Source organism: Mesorhizobium sp. M7A.F.Ca.US.006.04.2.1 (assembly GCF_004022915.1).
In the GTDB taxonomy this organism is placed as follows: Bacteria; Pseudomonadota; Alphaproteobacteria; order Rhizobiales; family Rhizobiaceae; genus Mesorhizobium; species Mesorhizobium ciceri.
On the sequence record NZ_RZQA01000024.1, the window covers coordinates 1 to 17,760 of the forward strand.

General features: G+C 63.5%; 17 protein-coding genes. 12 read left to right on the top strand and 5 right to left on the bottom strand.

Annotation, left to right across the window (positions count from 1 at the left end):
• Positions 1-2,321 (bottom strand): DNA polymerase I (polA, locus tag EN925_RS02720; RefSeq protein WP_164894114.1); only part of this gene is annotated, 2,321 nt, incomplete at its 3' end.
• Positions 2,322-2,737: 416 nt separating this feature from the next.
• Here polA and EN925_RS02725 point away from each other — a divergent pair.
• The 7 genes from EN925_RS02725 (at position 2,738) to EN925_RS02755 (ending at position 9,079) form a co-directional block, all read left to right on the top strand.
• Positions 2,738-4,123 carry a M20/M25/M40 family metallo-hydrolase gene (locus EN925_RS02725; RefSeq protein ID WP_013529548.1) on the top strand — a complete coding sequence of 462 codons (1,386 nt, stop codon included), beginning with the start codon at positions 2,738-2,740 and terminating at the stop codon, positions 4,121-4,123.
• A 124-nt stretch (positions 4,124-4,247) separates the two neighbouring features.
• On the top strand, positions 4,248-4,868 hold the full coding sequence (locus tag EN925_RS02730; protein ID WP_013529549.1) for a ribonuclease D: 621 nt from the start codon (positions 4,248-4,250) through the stop codon (positions 4,866-4,868).
• Between the two features lie 100 nt (positions 4,869-4,968).
• Positions 4,969-5,172: a hypothetical protein gene (locus tag EN925_RS02735; protein ID WP_013529550.1), complete on the top strand. Its 204-nt coding sequence runs from the start codon at positions 4,969-4,971 to the stop codon at positions 5,170-5,172.
• A 110-nt stretch (positions 5,173-5,282) separates the two neighbouring features.
• Positions 5,283-5,537, top strand: a complete 255-nt coding sequence (locus EN925_RS02740; protein WP_013529551.1) for a GlsB/YeaQ/YmgE family stress response membrane protein — start codon at positions 5,283-5,285, stop codon at positions 5,535-5,537.
• Between the two features lie 25 nt (positions 5,538-5,562).
• Entirely contained in the window at positions 5,563-5,709 is a 147-nt protein-coding gene (locus EN925_RS02745; protein ID WP_013529552.1) for a hypothetical protein, read from the top strand.
• Between the two features lie 18 nt (positions 5,710-5,727).
• Positions 5,728-6,642: a hypothetical protein gene (locus tag EN925_RS02750; protein ID WP_127368518.1), complete on the top strand. Its 915-nt coding sequence runs from the start codon at positions 5,728-5,730 to the stop codon at positions 6,640-6,642.
• A 169-nt stretch (positions 6,643-6,811) separates the two neighbouring features.
• Positions 6,812-9,079 (top strand): transglycosylase domain-containing protein, encoded by a 2,268-nt coding sequence (locus EN925_RS02755; protein WP_127368519.1) that lies wholly within the window; start codon positions 6,812-6,814, stop codon positions 9,077-9,079.
• Positions 9,080-9,088: 9 nt separating this feature from the next.
• Here EN925_RS02755 and EN925_RS02760 read toward each other — a convergent pair whose 3' ends face one another.
• Positions 9,089-9,454: a nuclear transport factor 2 family protein gene (locus EN925_RS02760; RefSeq protein ID WP_027161316.1), complete on the bottom strand. Its 366-nt coding sequence runs from the start codon at positions 9,452-9,454 to the stop codon at positions 9,089-9,091.
• 161 nt (positions 9,455-9,615) lie between these two features.
• Here EN925_RS02760 and EN925_RS02765 point away from each other — a divergent pair, with 161 nt between their 5' ends.
• A complete protein-coding gene (locus EN925_RS02765; RefSeq protein ID WP_013529556.1) occupies positions 9,616-10,368 on the top strand; it encodes an SDR family oxidoreductase in 753 nt (250 codons plus the stop codon).
• Between the two features lie 13 nt (positions 10,369-10,381).
• Here the strand turns inward: EN925_RS02765 and EN925_RS02770 are convergent, their stop codons facing one another.
• Positions 10,382-11,302: a zinc-binding dehydrogenase gene (locus EN925_RS02770; protein WP_127368520.1), complete on the bottom strand. Its 921-nt coding sequence runs from the start codon at positions 11,300-11,302 to the stop codon at positions 10,382-10,384.
• A gap of 137 nt (positions 11,303-11,439) precedes the next feature.
• Between EN925_RS02770 and EN925_RS02775 the strand changes: the two genes are divergently transcribed.
• A complete protein-coding gene (locus EN925_RS02775; protein WP_127368521.1) occupies positions 11,440-12,249 on the top strand; it encodes a helix-turn-helix transcriptional regulator in 810 nt (269 codons plus the stop codon).
• 70 nt (positions 12,250-12,319) lie between these two features.
• On the opposite strand, the gene ybaL is transcribed toward EN925_RS02775, so the two are convergent.
• On the bottom strand, positions 12,320-14,116 hold the full coding sequence (gene ybaL, locus EN925_RS02780; protein WP_127368522.1) for a YbaL family putative K(+) efflux transporter: 1,797 nt from the start codon (positions 14,114-14,116) through the stop codon (positions 12,320-12,322).
• 218 nt (positions 14,117-14,334) lie between these two features.
• Complete coding sequence (locus EN925_RS02785) at positions 14,335-14,784, bottom strand: host attachment family protein (protein ID WP_013529560.1); 450 nt, start codon at positions 14,782-14,784, stop codon at positions 14,335-14,337.
• Positions 14,785-15,204: 420 nt separating this feature from the next.
• Between EN925_RS02785 and cysG the strand changes: the two genes are divergently transcribed.
• The 3 genes from cysG to EN925_RS02800 form a co-directional block, all read left to right on the top strand.
• On the top strand, positions 15,205-16,656 hold the full coding sequence (gene cysG / locus EN925_RS02790; protein WP_128336324.1) for a siroheme synthase CysG: 1,452 nt from the start codon (positions 15,205-15,207) through the stop codon (positions 16,654-16,656).
• A complete protein-coding gene (locus tag EN925_RS02795) occupies positions 16,653-16,946 on the top strand; it encodes a DUF2849 domain-containing protein (RefSeq protein ID WP_013529562.1) in 294 nt (97 codons plus the stop codon). Before cysG ends, EN925_RS02795 begins: the two co-directional genes overlap by 4 nt.
• A gap of 43 nt (positions 16,947-16,989) precedes the next feature.
• Positions 16,990-17,760 (top strand): nitrite/sulfite reductase (locus tag EN925_RS02800; protein ID WP_164894113.1); only part of this gene is annotated, 771 nt, incomplete at its 3' end.

The window sequence follows — 17,760 nt, forward strand, 5'->3', positions numbered from 1 at the left end:
AGTTGCGGGATCTCGGCGACAGGGGCGAGCACCCGCAATTCGATCTGGCTGTAGTCGGCCGAGACCAGCCGATGGCTCTTGTCGGTGATGAAGGCGGTCCTGATCTTGCGGCCTTCGGCGGTGCGCACCGGAATGTTCTGCAGGTTCGGGTCGGAGGACGACAGGCGTCCCGTCGTCGTCGCGGCCAATGCGTAGGAGGTGTGGACGCGCTTGGTGTCGGGATGGATGAAGCCGGGCAGCGCATCGGTATAGGTCGATTTCAGCTTGGTCAGCTGGCGCCAGTCGACGATCTTGCGCGGCAGTTCGTGACCTTCGGCGGCGAGATCTTCGAGAAGCTGCGCCGACGTCGACCACTGGCCGGTCTTGGTCTTGGAACCGCCGGGCAGGCCCATGCGCCCGAACAGGATGTCGCCGAGCTGCTTTGGCGAACCGATGTTGATGCGTTCGCCGATGAGCTGGTAGATTTCCTCTTCGAGGCGAGCGGCGCCCTGCGCCAATTCGCCGGAGAGCCGCGATAGGATCTGCCTGTCGACCGAGATGCCGCGCTGTTCCATGCGCGCCAGCACCGGCACCAGCGGCCGCTCCAGCCGCTCATAGACAGACACCAGGCCCTTGGCGGCAAGCCGCGGTTTCAGCACCAGCCAGAGCCGCAGCGTCACATCGGCGTCTTCGGCGGCATGAGCCGTCGCCTTGTCGATGTCGACCTGATCGAAACCGACCGAGCTTTTGCCCGAGCCGGTCACGTCCTTGAGCTGAAGAGGGGTATGACCGAGCCACTTTTCGGCAAGCGCATCCATGCCGTGACCATGGGGCGTACCGGCATCGAGCACGTAGGAGATCAGCATCGTGTCGTCGAACGGTGCGACATCGACGCCGTAGCGGCTCATGATGACAAGATCGTATTTCAGGTTCTGCGCGATCTTGAGAACCGATCTGTCTTCGAGCAGCGGTTTCAGCACCGCCAGCGCCTCGCGCAGCGGAATCTGGTTTTCGAGCGCGCCACCACCGAGCAGGTCGCCATTGCCGCTCATATGGGCGAAGGGAATGTAGGCGGCGCGTCCGGGAGCCGTGGCGATGGCCATGCCGATCAGTTCCGCCTGCATCGGATCGGCGGATGTCGCCCTGACGTCGAAGGCGGCGATGCCAGCCTCCCGTGCCTCGGCGACCCAGGCTTTCAGGGTCGAGATATCGCGGATGCAGTGATAGGCCGAAATGTCGATCTTGCCGGTGGCCGCGCGCTCCAGCCTTAGTGCCGCGAGCAGGGAGGGGGTATCGCCTTGTTTTGACGTCTCCGCCGTCCCGCCGGCTTCGTCCGGTTCAGTGCCAGGCGCGTTTCGGGCAACCGGCGGCAAACCGGCGCCAACGTCTGGGCCATGGGCATGATCGGCGCGTTCGACGGTGACCGCGACGGCCTGGACGTCGCCGGCCTCGGTGCTGGTCGCTTCCGCGACACGGCGGGTCAGCGAGGTGAATTCCATGGTCTTGAGGAAACCGATCAGCTTCGGGCCGTCGGGCGCGTGCAGGACGAAATCCTCCAGACCCTCGGTCACCGGCACATCGTTCATCAGCGTCACCAGCTGACGAGAAATGCGCGCCTTGTCGGCGTTGGCGATGATCGATTCCCGGCGCTTGTCCTGTTTGATCTCGCCGGCCCGGGCCAGCAGCGTGTCTAGGTCACCGAACTGTTCGAGCAGTTGCGCCGCCGTCTTCGGCCCGATGCCGGGCACACCAGGCACATTGTCGACCGAATCGCCGGTCAGCGCCTGCAGGTCGACCATCTTCTCCGGCGGCACGCCCCATTTCTCGATGACCTCCGGAATGCCGATCTGGCGGTCCTTCATCGGGTCGTACATGGCGACCGTATCGCCAACCAGTTGCATCAAATCCTTATCGGAGGAGATGATGGTGGTATCGCCGCCGGCTTCGCAGGCGAGCCTCGCATAGGTGGCGATCAGATCGTCAGCCTCGTAGCCTTCGATCTCGACGCAGGGCAGGTTGAACGCCCTGGTCGCCTGGCGGATCAGGCCGAATTGCGGGATCAAATCTTCCGGCGGTGCCGAGCGGTTGGCCTTGTATTCGGGGTAGAGGTCGTTGCGGAAGGTTTTTGACGAATAGTCGAAAATGACGGCGAAATGCGTCGGCACGATGCCTACATCGGTATTGCGGGCGTCGAGCATCAGCTTCCACAGCATGTTGCAGAAGCCGGAAACGGCGCCGACCGGCAGGCCGTCGGATTTGCGGGTCAGCGGCGGCAGCGCGTGATAGGCACGGAAGATGTAGCCGGAGCCGTCGACAAGGAAGAGATGATCGCCTTTTTTCATGCCGGCAGGGATAGCGCGGCGCGGCGGCTTGGTCCATGCCAAAGGCAGCCTCGACTATCGGTTCCGGCAACACCCTGACAGATCGCCGTCACCCTGCTCACGGCCATGTTACAAAACTGTAATTTTCGTGCCCTTGAATCGCCACGTCCAGAGACCCAAATACACGTCATCGGCAGTTTTCGCCGAGTCCGGAGCAAGGCCCGTCCCCCGCCTATCCCGGACACCTGCGGCAGCCTATCCCCCCTCTCCGGGCTGCCGCATCGTTTCGAGTAGAAGGCCGCCGTGGTTCCCCCTCCACCACGGCGGTCTTTTTTTGCCTCGCAGAGACGTTTGCAGCCCGTGGTCCAATGATCGCGGGCTTTTCGTTTTCCCGTCATGCCTTTACGGTTCCGGTTCTGAATCGAAAGGCTTCACATATGTCCGCAGTTTCCCCCGTCCTCGACCGTCTCGACAAGAATCTCGACCAGAGCCTCGAGCGCCTGTTCGGCTTGCTCAGGATCAAGTCCATCTCCACCGATCCAGCCTATGCCGCCGACTGCCGCAAGGCGGCGGAATGGCTGGTGGCCGAACTCGAGCTGATCGGCTTCGACGCCAGCGTTCGCGACACGCCCGGCCACCCGATGGTGGTTGCGCACCATGACGGCCCGGCCGGTTCGCCGCATGTGCTGTTTTACGGCCATTATGACGTTCAGCCGGTCGACCCGATCGAATTGTGGGAAAGCGATCCGTTCGCGCCTGCTGTCAAGGAGGTCGGGCCGGACCACAAGGTGATCGTCGGTCGGGGGTCGGCCGACGACAAGGGCCAGTTGATGACCTTCGTCGAGGCTTGCCGCGCCTGGAAACAGGTGCATGGCAATCTGCCTTGCCGCATCACCATCCTGTTCGAGGGCGAGGAGGAATCCGGTTCGCCTTCGCTGAAGCCGTTCCTCGAGGCCAATGCCGGCGAACTCAAGGCCGATTTCGCGCTGGTCTGCGATACCGGCATGTGGGATCGCGACACGCCGTCGATCTGCGTCGGATTGCGCGGGCTGGTGGGTGAGGAGATCACGGTGAAGGCCGCCGACCGCGACCTGCATTCGGGCCTCTATGGTGGTGCCGCCGCCAACCCGATCCGCATCCTGGCCAGGGTGCTGGCCGATATCCACGACAAGGACGGCCACATCACCATTCCCGGCTTCTATGATGGCGTCGAGGAAACGCCGTCGCAGATCCTGAAATCATGGGAGACGCTCGGCGAGACTGCCGAGACGTTCCTGGGACCGGTCGGCCTGTCGATCCCGTCGGGCGAAAAGGGCCGCTCCGTGCTGGAATTGACCTGGGCGCGGCCGACGGCCGAATTCAACGGCATCATCGGCGGCTATACCGGCAAGGGCTTCAAGACGGTGATCGCGGCCGAAGCCTCGGCGAAGGTCTCGTTTCGCCTCGTCCACAAGCAGGACCCGAAAAAAATCCGGGCCGCGTTCCAGAAGTTCGTCAAGGAGCGCATTCCGGCCGACTGTTCCGTCGAATTCCATCCGCATGGCGGCTCGCCGGCAATCCAGCTTTCCTACGACTCGCCCTTCCTGGCCAAGGCCAAGAATGCGCTGTCCGACGAATGGCCGAAGCCGGCGGTAACGACGGGCAGCGGCGGCTCCATTCCGGTTGTCGGCGATTTCCAGACCTATCTCGGCATGGAATCGCTGCTGGTCGGGTTCGGCCTCGACGACGACCGCATCCACTCGCCCAACGAGAAATACGAGCTCAGCTCCTTCCACAAGGGCCAGCGCTCCTGGGCGCGGATTCTCGATGCCTTGACGCGCTGAGCAGCGGCACCCCTGTTTTCCTGTTGATTTTTCAGCCGATCGCGGCGAGGACGGGCCACAAGATAAAGCGCTGCAGCATCCCCTGCGGGTCAGGGGACACTATAGGGCTCGACCGGAGAAGATAATGGCCGATATCCGTTTCCATAAAAACGACCTGCCCGACCTCTCGCACTACAATGTCGGGGCAGTGGCCATCGACACCGAAACGCTCGGGCTCAATCCGCATCGCGACCGGCTGTGCGTGGTGCAGATTTCGCCTGGCGACGGCAGCGCCGACGTCATCCAGATCGCGCCCGGCCAGAAGAAGGCGCCGAACCTCGTCAGCCTGCTGAGGAACCGCGGCGTAACCAAGCTGTTCCACTACGGCCGCTTCGATCTTGCCGTTCTCTACAATGCGTTCGGCGTCATGCCGGAGCCGGTGTTCTGCACCAAGATCGCCTCGCGGCTGACCCGCACCTATACCGACCGCCACGGGCTCAAGGACATCTGCTTCGAGCTTCTCGGCGTCGGGCTGTCCAAGGCGCAGCAATCGTCGGACTGGGCGGCCGAGACGCTGTCGCCCGAACAGCTCGAATATGCGGCTTCCGACGTGCTCTATCTGCACCGGTTGCGCGATGTGCTGGCCGGACGGCTGGCGCGCGATGGGCGGACCAAGGAGGCCGATGCCTGCTTCCGCTTCCTGCCGACGCGTGCCAAGCTTGACCTGATGGGCTGGGACGAAGAGGATATCTTCGCCCATAGCTGAGGGCCGTGGGCGCGCTCCGCGGGCCGGTGACCGTTTGGAACCGGATACAGGCCGTCGCGTTCTGTCGGCTCAGTTTGTCGGTGCAATTGGGGATAATGACATGGCGGACAGAAAGCCGATTGCGACCGCGCCGACAGACGGCTCCAAGGTCTCCGTGACCTGGAAGGACAGCGACGGCGTCATCAACGAATCCATCGCGCAATATCGCGACGACGGCTGGTGGGTCTATATCGACAGTCACACGCAAAAGAAGGTCGAGCCGACCAGCTGGCGCCCTGCCGCAAGCGACGACGACGATCAATGAGCGCGCCGCTGGTGAGGCCGGCTGCTTTCGAATAGCCTGAAGCCGTTGATATCGAGGCCGATTCGGGGCTTTCCGGTCCGCGGTCGCCCTCTTGCTCGGAGGAAATCGCTATGGGTGTCGAAAGCCTGCTCGTCTTCATCATCATCGGTGCCATCGCCGGCTGGCTCGCCGGTCTCATCGTTTCCGGCTTCGGCTTCGGCCTGATCGGCAACATCATCGTGGGCATCGTCGGTGCGTTCATCGCCGGCTGGCTGTTTCCGCGGATCGGCTTTTCCATCGGCGGCGGCACTCTCGCCGCGATCATCCATGCCACGATCGGCGCCATCATCCTGCTGGTGCTGGTCAAGGTTCTGAAACGAGCCTGAGGCTCGACAACGCAAAGAGCGCGCCATGAAACAGAATACGCTCTATCTCGTCATCGGCGCGCTCGTCGTCGTGGTCATCGCGCTCGGCATCTATGTCTATCGCGAGCAGACCAAACCCAAGGGCGTCGAGCTCAAGATCGACGACAAGGGCATTTCGATCCAGCAGAACTAAGCTATGCGGGGGCGCGACATGGTTGCTTCTGACGCCCCGGAAGACGTCGATCAGCCTGGAATCACCGTGGCGGAATGGGAGAGGCTGAACAGGCCGCCAAGGCGCGAGGCGCTGCTGCGCTATCGTTGGCGGGTGTTTCGCTTTCTGAGGACATCCGCACCGGTCAGCGAATTGCAGGGGCAAGAGCAGGTATTCCGCGATGCGGTCGTCGCCACCGTGGCCTTCAACCGGCCCGAAATGATCGAATGGCAGATCCACCTGGTACGCCGATACCTGGCCGAGCACGAAAGCTACATCGTTTTCGACAACAGCAACAAGGGCGAGGCAAGGAAAGCAATCCGCGATCTCTGCCGTCGCCAGCATGTCCCCTATGTCGCATTGCCGAAGAACAGACTGGTCGTCAGCAGATCGCACGGTCAAGCGCTCAACTGGATCGTGCGGAATTTCTTGCCCAGGTTCGGGCCGAAGCTGTTCGGCTTCATCGATCATGACATCTTTCCGACTGAACCGTTTTCGATCCGCGCCCGGATGGAGGGCAAAAGCCTCTACGGCAGCGTGCGGCGCGACACGCCGACGCCAGGCGGCTGGTTCCTGTGGCCCGGCTTCTGTTTTTTCGACGGAAGCCTGTTGCGGCGACGGCTGGATTTCGCCCCGAGCTACAAGTTTCATATGGATTCCGGCGGCGGCAACTGGCCTGTGCTCTACAGGTCGATCGATCCGGCGCTGATTCGATCCGCTGAAAACAAATCGCTTCGCTTCGGCGCCGGACATGATCAATCCGAGGATTTTTTCATGATGGTCGATGGCTGGCTGCACGTCACGAACGCCTCGAACTGGAGGCGACAGCCGGTTGACAGGGGCGAACACATTGTCGCGCTGTTGCGGCAAGCCGGCGGTCCCGACCAGCCGGATGTGAAGTTCGAGCCCATCTGAACGAGACAGCGAACAGCGTGGTGTCAGTAACCTGCAAAGAGCAGACGCTGGCCTTTTTGGCTGCCCAACCCCAAGGCCGGCATTCGAACACGACTTAACCCGCCCTTAAATCGCCGCATCTACTCTTCAACCCGAACGCCATAGGCATCGGGGACATCAAGCACAGCGCATGGCGAACCGCAGAGACAGTCGCATCGAACCCAGTTTCGAGGGGCCGCCGCAGGCGCGGTCCTCGGCGGGTCTTTCGGTGAACGAGGAGGATCGCGTCGTGCCGAGCAATCGCAAAGCCTCCGCAAAACGCAAGCCGGCCAAAGGGAAATCGTCGCGGGTCAAGCGCGGCAGAAGCCGGCGCGGCCTGTTCGGCGTGCTCGGCCGGCTGTTCTACTGGTGCTTCGTGCTCGCCATCTGGGGCGGCATCGCCGTGGCCGGCATCGTCATCTACTACGGCGCCAAGATGCCGGCGGCGACGACCTGGTCGATTCCCGACCGCGCCCCCAACATCAAGATCGTCTCGGCAGATGGCCAATTGCTCGCCAATCGCGGCATGAGCGGCGGCGAGGCGGTCGGCCTGCACGAAATGTCGCCCTATATCCCGGAAGCCGTCATCGCCATCGAAGATCGGCGCTTCTACTCGCATTTCGGCATCGACCCGATCGGGCTTTCCCGCGCCATGGTCACCAATGTGCTTGGCGGGCATTTCTCGCAGGGTGGCTCGACGCTGACCCAGCAATTGGCCAAGAACCTGTTCCTGACACCCGACCGCACGCTGGAGCGCAAGGTGCAGGAAGTGCTGCTGGCGCTATGGCTGGAGCACAAGCACACCAAGGACCAGATCCTCGAAATGTACCTGAACCGGGTCTATTTCGGCTCCGGCGCCTATGGCGTCGAAGCGGCCTCGCGCCGCTATTTCGGCAAGAGCGCGCGCGACGTCACCCTGTCGGAAGCCGCATTGCTTGCCGGCCTGCTGAAGGCGCCGTCGCGGCTGTCCCCGGCACGCGATCCGAAGGCCGCCGAGGAACGCTCGCAGCTGGTGCTTGCCGCCATGCGCGACGAGGGCAAGATCAGCGCCAAGGAACTGACCTCGGCGATGAGCGCGCCGGCAACGCGTGCGCCTTCCTATTGGACCGGCTCGGAGAATTACGTCGCCGATACCATCATGGAGGAACTGCCCGACCTGATCGGCGACGTACGCGGCGATATCGTCATCGACAGCACCGTCGACCTGAACCTGCAGAAGCTCGCCGAGCAATCGATCCGCAGGCTGATCGACGACAGCGGCAAGAAACTCAACGTCAGCCAGGGCGCCCTGGTGTCGATCGACGATTCCGGTGCGGTGCGCGCCATGGTCGGCGGCTACGACTATTCGACCAGTCAGTTCGACCGTGCTTCGGAGGCACGTCGCCAGCCGGGCTCGGCATTCAAGCCGTTCGTCTATATGGCCGCTCTTGAAGCCGGCCGCACGCCCGACAGCATCCGCAACGATGCGCCGATCAAGATCGGCAACTGGACGCCCGACAATTACGGCGGCAAGTATTTCGGCAAGGTGACGCTGGCCACCGCGCTGGCCAAGTCTCTGAACTCGGTGGCAGCGCAGCTGACCATGGAGGTTGGGCCGAACGCGGTTGTCGAGGCGGCGCACCGCATGGGCATCCAGTCCGACCTGACAGCCAACACCTCGATCGCGCTCGGCACTTCGGAAGTGACGCCGCTGGAGTTGACATCGGCCTATGTCCCCTTTGCCAATGGCGGCTACAAGCCCGACATCCATTTCATCCGGCGCGTGACGACCACCGAGGGCAAAGTGCTTTACGACAGCGGCGGCGGCAGCGCGCCGCGCGTCGTCAAGCCTGAGATCGTCGGCATGATGAACTCGATGATGACGGGCACGGTTGAGATCGGCACTGCCCGGAAAGCGGCTTTCGCCTGGCCATCGGCCGGCAAGACCGGCACCAGTCAGAATTCGCGCGACGCCTGGTTCGTCGGCTACACCGCCAATCTCACCACCGGTGTGTGGTTCGGCAATGATGATGGCAGCCCGATGAAGAAGGTCACCGGCGGCGCACTGCCGGCGCAGGCCTGGCACGAGTTCATGGTTGCGGCCCACGAGGGTGTGCCGGTGCGGCCGCTGCCCGGCACCTGGAAGTCGACGCCGGCCGACACAATCGTCCCCGACGAGATACCCTCGGCGAACAACACGGCGCCGGTTCCGTCCACGTCGGTCGGTCAGCAGGCACCGGCGCGGCCAGCAGCGCCGGTTGCCCAAGCGCCAGCGCCGGTCCGCGCGGCTCGTCCCGCCCAAACCGTCGATGCCGATGGCCTTTCCATGCCGGGGGATGACGGCGCCACCGCGTCGATCAAGCACCCGGTGCCGCCAGGCGACGTTGGCGGCCCGCGCAAGAAGCGGCAGACCTCGATCCTCGACCTCCTTGGCGGCTGAGTAGACCTGCTAATTCGCCTTTGGTTTGGCGCTGCCCAGCTTCTTGCTGTCAAAGGTCAGTTTGTCGCTGTGAATTTTGCCGTCGCTGATGGTGAGGTGCTTGGCGCAGGAAAGCGCGCCGGACGACTCTGTCATCAAGTCATACATTAGCAGCGCCTGGTGGTCGTCTCCGAAGGCCGCGATCATGCGCACACCGGTCACATCCTGTGAAAGTTTGGTCAGGCCCTCGAGGTAGGGGGCCTTGCCAGTCGACTGTTGCATCGGCCCATCAAAAACGACGTCGTCGGCGACATAGGATGCTGCCTTTTCGAGGTCGTGTCCTGTCCACGCTTTGGTGAAGGCGGTGGCGATGTCGAGGGGTGCTGTCTGTGTCATGACTTTGTCCTGATAGATTGATTCAGAACCCCGCACCCTTTCCGCATTCAAGGACCAACGGCGAGCCGGCTTCCCGGTTCCTCCTTTGAGGTGAATGGTGACATTTCGGCCTCTCGCCACCTCGGCGGCGTTCGGCTACATCTGCCGGCTGGAGACCTGAAATGACTGAGCTCGACACCCGAAAGACCATCGTGCTGACCGGCGCCAGCCGCGGCATCGGCCACGCCACCGTCAAGCGTTTTTCGCGCGAGGGCTGGCGCGTCATCACCTGCTCCAGGCAGGCTTTCGCCGAGGACTGCCCGTGGCCGGCCGGGCCGGAAGACCACATCAAGGTCGATCTCGCCGATCAGGAGGATGTCGGCATCGCCGTCTCCGAAATTCGCCACCGGCTGGAAGCGCATGGCGGCCAGTTGCATGCGCTGGTCAACAATGCCGGCATTTCGCCGAAGCTCAAGGACGGCAACAGCCGCATGAATTCGATCGACACGCCGATGCATGTCTGGCGCGACGTGTTCCAGGTTAATTTCTTCGCGCCGATCATGCTGGCGCGCGGGCTGTTCAAGGAACTGGCGGCGGCCAAGGGCTCGATCGTCAACGTAACCTCGATCGCCGGAACCCGCGTGCATCCTTTCGCCGGCACGGCCTACGCGACATCGAAGGCGGCACTCGGCTCGCTGACGCGCGAGATGGCGCATGATTTCGGTCCGCACGGCATCCGCGTCAACGCGATTGCGCCGGGCGAAATCGATACCGCGATCCTGTCGCCGGGCACGGACAAGATCGTCGAGACCATTCCTCTCAGGCGCCTTGGCACCACGGCCGAAGTCGCCGACATCATCTTTTTCCTGTGCTCGCAGCAGGCGTCGTATGTGACTGGCTCGGAAATCCACATCAATGGCGGCCAGCACGTGTGACAAAACAGGATGCTCATCCTGTTATGGTGAGAACAGCCTTGCCGCTGAAGCTGCGCTGGCGCAGTGCGTCCAGCGCTTGAGCGACGTCTGTCCACGGCGCCGTCAAGGCCACGCGCGTTTCGAGCCGGCCGGCTGCGACCAGAGCGAGCAGTGAGGCGATGTCCTCGCCAATGCCTGGACCAGACGTGTAGTACGCAAAAGTCTGAAGCCTTGCCCCTTCATGATCCGGAATGAACTGGCGGAATCCGACGGGCGTCAGCTCGCCGCTGCTCGAACCGAACATGACGATGGTCCCGCCAGGTGCGATACGTTCGATCGCGCGTGCGAGGCTTTGGCCGCCGACCGACTCGGTGATCAGCGAGAACGGCCCCTCGGCCAGATCGATCGCTTCGACAACCTGCCGGGCTCCGAGGCCGCGGAGATCGTCGGCGTGCCGGGCCGCGGCGATTGCCGTCACCGAGGCGCCTTGCTCGCGGGCGATCTGGATCTGAAAACGGCCGACCGCTCCGCTTGCACCGGTGATCAACACCTGCTGGCCGGCGAGGTCGCCGCCATGGCGTAGAGTCCTTAGTGCCGTCGTACCGGCGACAGGAAGCGTGGCTGCGGAAACGAAACTGACGTCATCCGGCAGGACGGCGAGACGGTCGATTGGGACTGCGATGCGTTCGGCCCAACCGGCCTCGTCGACCAAAGCAACAACCCGGGCGCCGACGGCTGGCCCGGAACCATCGGCTGCTCTTCGTTCGACAATCCCCGCGATGTCCTGGCCGGGTGTCCAGCCCTCGGGGCGTATGGCAAGCAGGCGCAGTTCGCCCCGGTTCAACGAAGTTGCGTGGACAGAGACAAGCGCTTCGTTCGAAGCCGGTTGAGGCTCGGCGATGTCGGCGAGCCTCAACCCGGTCGCGCTTTCGGGAGAGATGACCAGGGCGAGCATGGCATACCTTGTTGCTGGCTTGTCGGTGCCAGCTTGCTGTGGAAAGCACGGCAAGCTGAGTACGAGCCGGAGCTTATCGACTTTCGCTGTTAAAGAATTTAGCTATCATGGCGTTTAATCGCTAATAACAGTCAACCATGAGACAACCCCTCAGCTACCCCTGGCTCGATCTCGATGTGGATGACCCTGCCGCGCCGGCGATTGCCGTGCGCGTCGACATCCCCGACACCAGAGCGGAAGTCCCCGCCCATCGGCACCGCAAAGGCCAACTCGTCTTCGCACTCGGCGGCGGCGTCACATGCCGCGTTCCAAGCGGTCTATGGATGGTGCCGCCGCATTGCGGGGTGTGGATCCCCGGCGGCATGGAGCACAGCAATGTCGCAACCGCCAACGCCCGGATTTTCTTCGTCTACATAGAGCCGGGAGCCGCCGATCTGCCGGAGCGGTGCTGCACGCTTTCAATCTCGCCCCTGCTGCGCGAATTGATCATCGAGCTTTCCGATCGGGTGGAGGATGACGGGGCGAGGGGCGAACTCTTGACCAAGATGCTGCTCACCGAATTGCCACGCATGCCTGTCCAGCAATTGCACCTGCCGATCTCGTCCGACCCACGCTTGAACAGGATCGCCGAAGCGTTGGCGCAAGACCCTGCCGACCGCAGCACACTGGCGGAATGGGCCAACCGCATCGCGCTCAGCGAGAGCAGCCTCGCCCGCCTTGTGGCAAAGGAGACGGGGCTGAGTTTCGGGCGCTGGCGCCAGCAATTGCACTTGATCGTTGCAATTCGGGAACTGGCTTCCGGCAAGAGTGTCCAGCAGGTCTCGGGCGATCTCGGCTATGGTTCCGTTACGGCCTTCATCACCATGTTCAAGAAGGCGCTTGGGAAGCCGCCGGCCAAATACCTCAGCGGTATCGCGCAAAATGGCGGCTCTGCATTCGTGGCGTGATGCTCGCTTGAAAGGGTGGTCGAGCCGATCACGTTGCCAGCGTGCGAGAGTGCAGCTTGGGCTTTGGGACTCAGGCCACCGACGGCTCGGCGGTTTCGCGCCTCAACCCCGGTTTGGAACCGAGAACTTCTTCCACAATCCCGCGCGCAATCTCGCGCTCGCCCATGATCACCGTATCGGCGCCCAAACCCTTGAGATGTTCGACCTCGGCATCGGAATGGGCACGGGCGATGACGTTGATAGCGGGATTGGCGGCGCGGGCGCGGAGCACGATCTGGCCGGCTTCGAAGGCATTGGGGATCGCAAGGATCAGCCGGCTGGCGCCCTCGGGATTGGCGGCGGCGAACACTTCGGCATTGGCCGCATTGCCGGCGACGGTCTCGACGCTGTCCGCTTTCAGCTTCGCCAGCGTCTTGTCGGCGTCCTCGATGACCAGGAAGGGCATTGCCGCGCCTTTCAGGGCCGAGCCGACCAGGCCACCGACACGGCCGTAGCCGATCAGGATGGCATGGCCGGTGAGTGCCGTCTTTGGCGGCGGCCCGTCCTCCTTTTTCGCCGCTGCCGCGACAGAGGCCACCTGGCCCGGCTCCGTCGCCGGACCAACCGGTTTTGCCTCGACCGGTGGTGCCGTCCTGGCGGCGCGCCGTTCCAGCCACGGCTTCATCCAGTCGATGGCCAGGAACATCAGCGGGTTGAGGACAATCGACAGGATCGCACCGGCCAGAATGAGGTCGCGGCCCTGTTCCGGCAGCAGCTTCAGCCCGACGCCGAGTTCAGCCAGGATGAAGGAGAACTCGCCGATCTGGGCGAGGCTTGCCGAGATTATCAGCGCCGTGGCGATGGGATAGCCGAAGGCAACAACGATGGCGAACGCGGCCAGTGATTTGCCGATGACGATGATGGCGAGCGTCGCCAGGATCGGCCAACCATTGCTGATCAGGCTGAACGGGTCGAACAGCATGCCGACCGAGACGAAGAACAGCACGGAGAAGGCATCGCGCAGCGGCAGCGATTCTTCCGCCGCGCGGTGGCTGAGTTCGGATTCGCTCATGATCATGCCGGCGAAGAAGGCGCCCAGCGCCAGCGAGACACCGAACAGTTTGGCCGCACCGAAGGCGACGCCGAGCGCGATGGCCAGAACCGCCAGCCGGAACAGTTCGCGCGAGCCGGTATGGGCGACATAGTGCAGGATCCAGGGAATGACCCGGCGGCCGACCACCAGCATGACGATGACGAAAGCGGTGACCTTGGCCAGTGTGATGCCGACGACGCCCCAGATGCCGTAGCTGGCCGGCAGCGACAGCAGGCCGCTGGCATGGGCGTCGGCCTGCTCCTGGCCGCCGAGCACGCCAGCGAGCGCCGGCAGCAGCACCAGCGCCAGCACCATGGCCAGATCCTCGACGATCAGCCAGCCGACGGCGATGCGGCCGCGCTCGGTCTCGATCATCCGCCGTTCCTGCAGGGCACGCAGCAGCACCACGGTCGAGGCGACCGACAACGCCAGGCCGAACACCAGCCCCGCGCCCATCGACCAGCCGAGCATCCAGGCAAGACCAGCGCCAAGCGCGGTGGCAAAGCCGATCTGGACGATGGCGCCCGGCACGGCGATGGCACGCACCGACAGCAGATCCTTGAGCGAGAAGTGCAGCCCGACGCCGAACATCAGCAAGATGACGCCGATTTCGGCCAGTTCGTTGGCAAGCCCGGCATCGGCGACGAAGCCGGGCGTGTTCGGCCCGACCAGCACGCCGGCTATGAGATAACCGACCAGGGGCGGAATGCGGAAGCGGTTGGCGAGAGCCCCGAAGACGAAAGCCAGCCCCAGACCGGCGACGATGGTGGCGATAAGGGGCGTGTCATGCGGCATTGTCTATGGAGCGCCTTTCAAGTCAGCGATGTTGGATGAGCGCCGCCCAAGGCCGCCGCCTGTTTGCAATATGATGGATGGTATGTCGGCGATGCAACCCGCAAAGCCGTGAAATCGACGGCGCTGCCGCGAAAATTTGACCGGCAGCTGAGAAGCTGCCGGCCGGATCGGAATTTGTGCGGAGCTATTCGTCTCGATTCGTCAGGGCCGATCGATGATCAGGCTGCCCGCAGCAAGGCCTCGATTTCCGGTATGGCATGGTTGGTCAATGTCTTGGGAATTTCGGCGGTCACCTTGTCCCCGACCTCCTTGTGCAGCTTTTTGCGCATTGTCCCAAGCACCACCGGCGGCGCGACGAGCACGATCTCGCTGAACTCGCCGTCATGCGCGAGCTTGTAGAGCCGGGCGGCGATTTCATCGGCAAAACGCTCCTTGCCGATGCGGTGCCAGTCCGTATCCTCGACTGCGCTGCGGTGTACGGAGGGACCATCACTGTATCGGCCGGGGCTGTCACTGCCTTGCTCGCGGGTGGGCGGGTTGTCCTGCTGCATTTCCTGCACCACCTCGAGATTCGGATATTTGTTGTCACCGGCGTTCCTGAGGAAAAGCGCCTTCTCGCCATCGGCCACGATCACCCAGATACCGTGCTTGAGTATGATTGTGTTCATGATGACAGGGCTCCTTTTTAGCCGCGTGGCGACCTTTAGTTGGCATTCCGCAGCCGGATTTCGATCCGACATGACGGGCCTTTTGAGAACGCACCTCGAGCCGGTAATGTTCCAGTCGGCAGCCACGTCGGCGTTGGACATTCTGGCTATCCCGAGGTTGCGACTTTAATCTACTAACTTGGTAGAATTTAGAAAAAACAGTTTTGCGGCTTTTCTCGCCGGGCGCTAAAAGAGCCACAAATCAAGGCCTGCGACAGCAGCTTGAATCCGCTCTATCTGTAAATGAGAAATATTTTTCTCTTGGCCGGGATGCTTTCAGAAAAGCAATTGCATCCCGATAAGGGATGCGCGAGTGCGTTCCTTCTGGTTTCTCGCGCTCGCGCGTAGAACTGCAGCTCATTGAGGATTCCGCTCGCGTCCATGTCGCACACTGCTCCCAAGCTCAACGCCTTCCCCGTGTTCATGCGGGTTGAGGGCGAAGCTGTGGCCATCGTCGGGGGCGGCGAAGAGGCGCTGGCCAAGGCGCGGCTGATCGGACAGTCGAGCGCGGTCCTGCGGATCGTCGCGGAACATGCCGAGCCCGACCTGCTCGCCTTCGTCGCCCAGGCCGGCGCGACGCATTTTGCCGCGGCTTACGAGGCGTCGCAGCTCGAAGGCGCGGTCATGGTGTTTGCCGCCAGCGGCGACGAGGAACTCGACCGCCGGGTGGCCGCGGATGCGCGCCGCCTAGGCATTCCGGTCAATGCCGTCGATCGGCCCGAGCTTTGCGATTTCTTCACCCCGGCGCTGGTCAACCGCGCGCCGGTGGCCATCGCCATCGGCACCGAGGGTGCAGGCCCGGTGCTTGCCCAAATGTTGCGCGGCCGCATCGACCGCATGCTGTCGCCGTCGCTCGGGCCGCTGGCAATTATTGCGGCTTCGTTTCGCGGGGCTGCCGAGAAGCTGCTGCCGAGAGGCAATGCCCGCCGCCGCTTCTGGCATGATTTCTTCTCTGGCGCTCCTGCGCGCGCGGCTGAAGCCGGCCAGCTTTCGCAGGCGCATGACGCCGCCGTCGATCTTCTGCTGTCGAACACGCCCGCTTGCGGTCACATCGCGCTGGTTGGCGCCGGTCCGGGCGCCGAGGATCTATTGACCTTGCGAGCCCATCGTCTGCTGATGGAAGCCGATGTCATCGTCCATGACGCCCTTGTGCCCGAGGCGGTCGTTGCCATGGGTCGCCGCGATGCCGAGCGCCTGCCGGTCGGAAAGCGCAAGGGCTGCCACACCAAGAGCCAGGCTGAGATCAATGCGCTGCTGGTCGAGCTTGGCCGTGAAGGCAAGCGTGTCGTGCGGCTGAAGTCGGGCGATCCGCTGGTGTTCGGCCGGGCCGGCGAAGAGATGGCGGCACTTCGCGACGCCGGCATCGCCTATGAGGTGGTCCCGGGCGTCACCGCGGCCTTTGCCGCCGCCGCCGATTTCGAACTGCCGCTGACCTTGCGCGGTGTCTCCTCGTCGATGGTGTTCACCACCGGCCACGACCTCAAGGGCAATTCGCTGCCCGACTGGGCCAAGCTCGCGATTTCGGGCGCCACCGTCGCCGTCTATATGGGCCGCTCGGTGGCGGCCGAGGTTGCCGGACGGCTGATCGAGGCCGGTCTGTCGCCGGACACTGCGGTGGCCGTGGTCGAGAATGCCAGCCTCGCCAACCGGCGGCGCTTCCACGGCACGCTTGCCGACCTGCCGTCGCTGGAAGCGCGCGCCGATCTTTCCGGCCCAGTCATGACCATCATCGGCGATGCGGTCGCCGGCGCCCACTTTGAACGGTCCGAGCCGCTGGCGGCACACAGGCATGAAGGCGCGTCCAGTTCGGTCGCCGAAGGAGTTCAGCAATGAAGATACTGACCGCCAACCGCCTCACCGACGGCATCGCCGTCTGGTACGCCGATGGCGGCTGGGCCGAGACGGTGGATCATGCCGACCTCGCCCATGACAAGGCAGCCGATGACAGGCTCGAGGCGATCGGCGCCAAGGCCTATGCCGCCAACGAAGTGGTCGACGTCAATTTGATCGACGCCGAAGTCGTCAACGGCGTCGTCCAACCGGTGCGGCTGCGCGAGAAGATCCGCGCCGCCGGCCCGACCATCCGCAACGATCTCGGCAAGCAGGCTGCGCGGGCAGCATAACCAAGACACCAGGCATGGGCGGACGCGCCCTGAAAGACCAAGCATGTACCGTTACGATGAGTTCGACCACGATTTTGTCCAGGCCCGCGTCGCCGAGTTCAGCGACCAGGTGCAGCGCCGTCTTGCCGGCGAGATCACCGAGGACCAGTTCCGGCCATTGAGGCTGATGAACGGCGTCTATCTGCAGCTGCATGCCTACATGCTGCGCATCGCGGTGCCCTATGGCACGCTGAACGGCAAGCAGTTGCGCATGCTCGGCCACATCGCCCGCAAATACGACAAGGGCTACGGCCATTTCACCACGCGCCAGAACATCCAGTTCAACTGGCCGGCGCTGTCGGACATTCCGGCGATCCTGGCCGATCTCGCAAGCGTCGAGATGCACGCCATCCAGACCAGCGGCAATTGCATTCGCAACGTCACCGCCGACCACTTCGCCGGCGCTGCCGCCGACGAGGTCGCCGATCCGCGTCCCTACGCGGAAATCCTGCGCCAGTGGTCGTCGGTGCATCCGGAATTCTCGTTCCTGCCGCGCAAGTTCAAGATCGCGGTGACGGGGGCCGAGCGCGACCGCGCCGCCATCCAGACCCACGACATCGGCCTGCACCTGAGGAAGAACGCCGCCGGCGAACTCGGTTTCGCCGTCTATATCGGCGGCGGCCAGGGCCGCACGCCAATGGTTGCCCGCAAGATTCGCGACTTCCTGCCGGAAGCCGACCTTTTGTCCTACTGCACGGCGATCCTGCGCGTTTACAACCTCTATGGCCGCCGCGACAACAAGTACAAGGCGCGCATCAAGATCCTCGTCCATGAG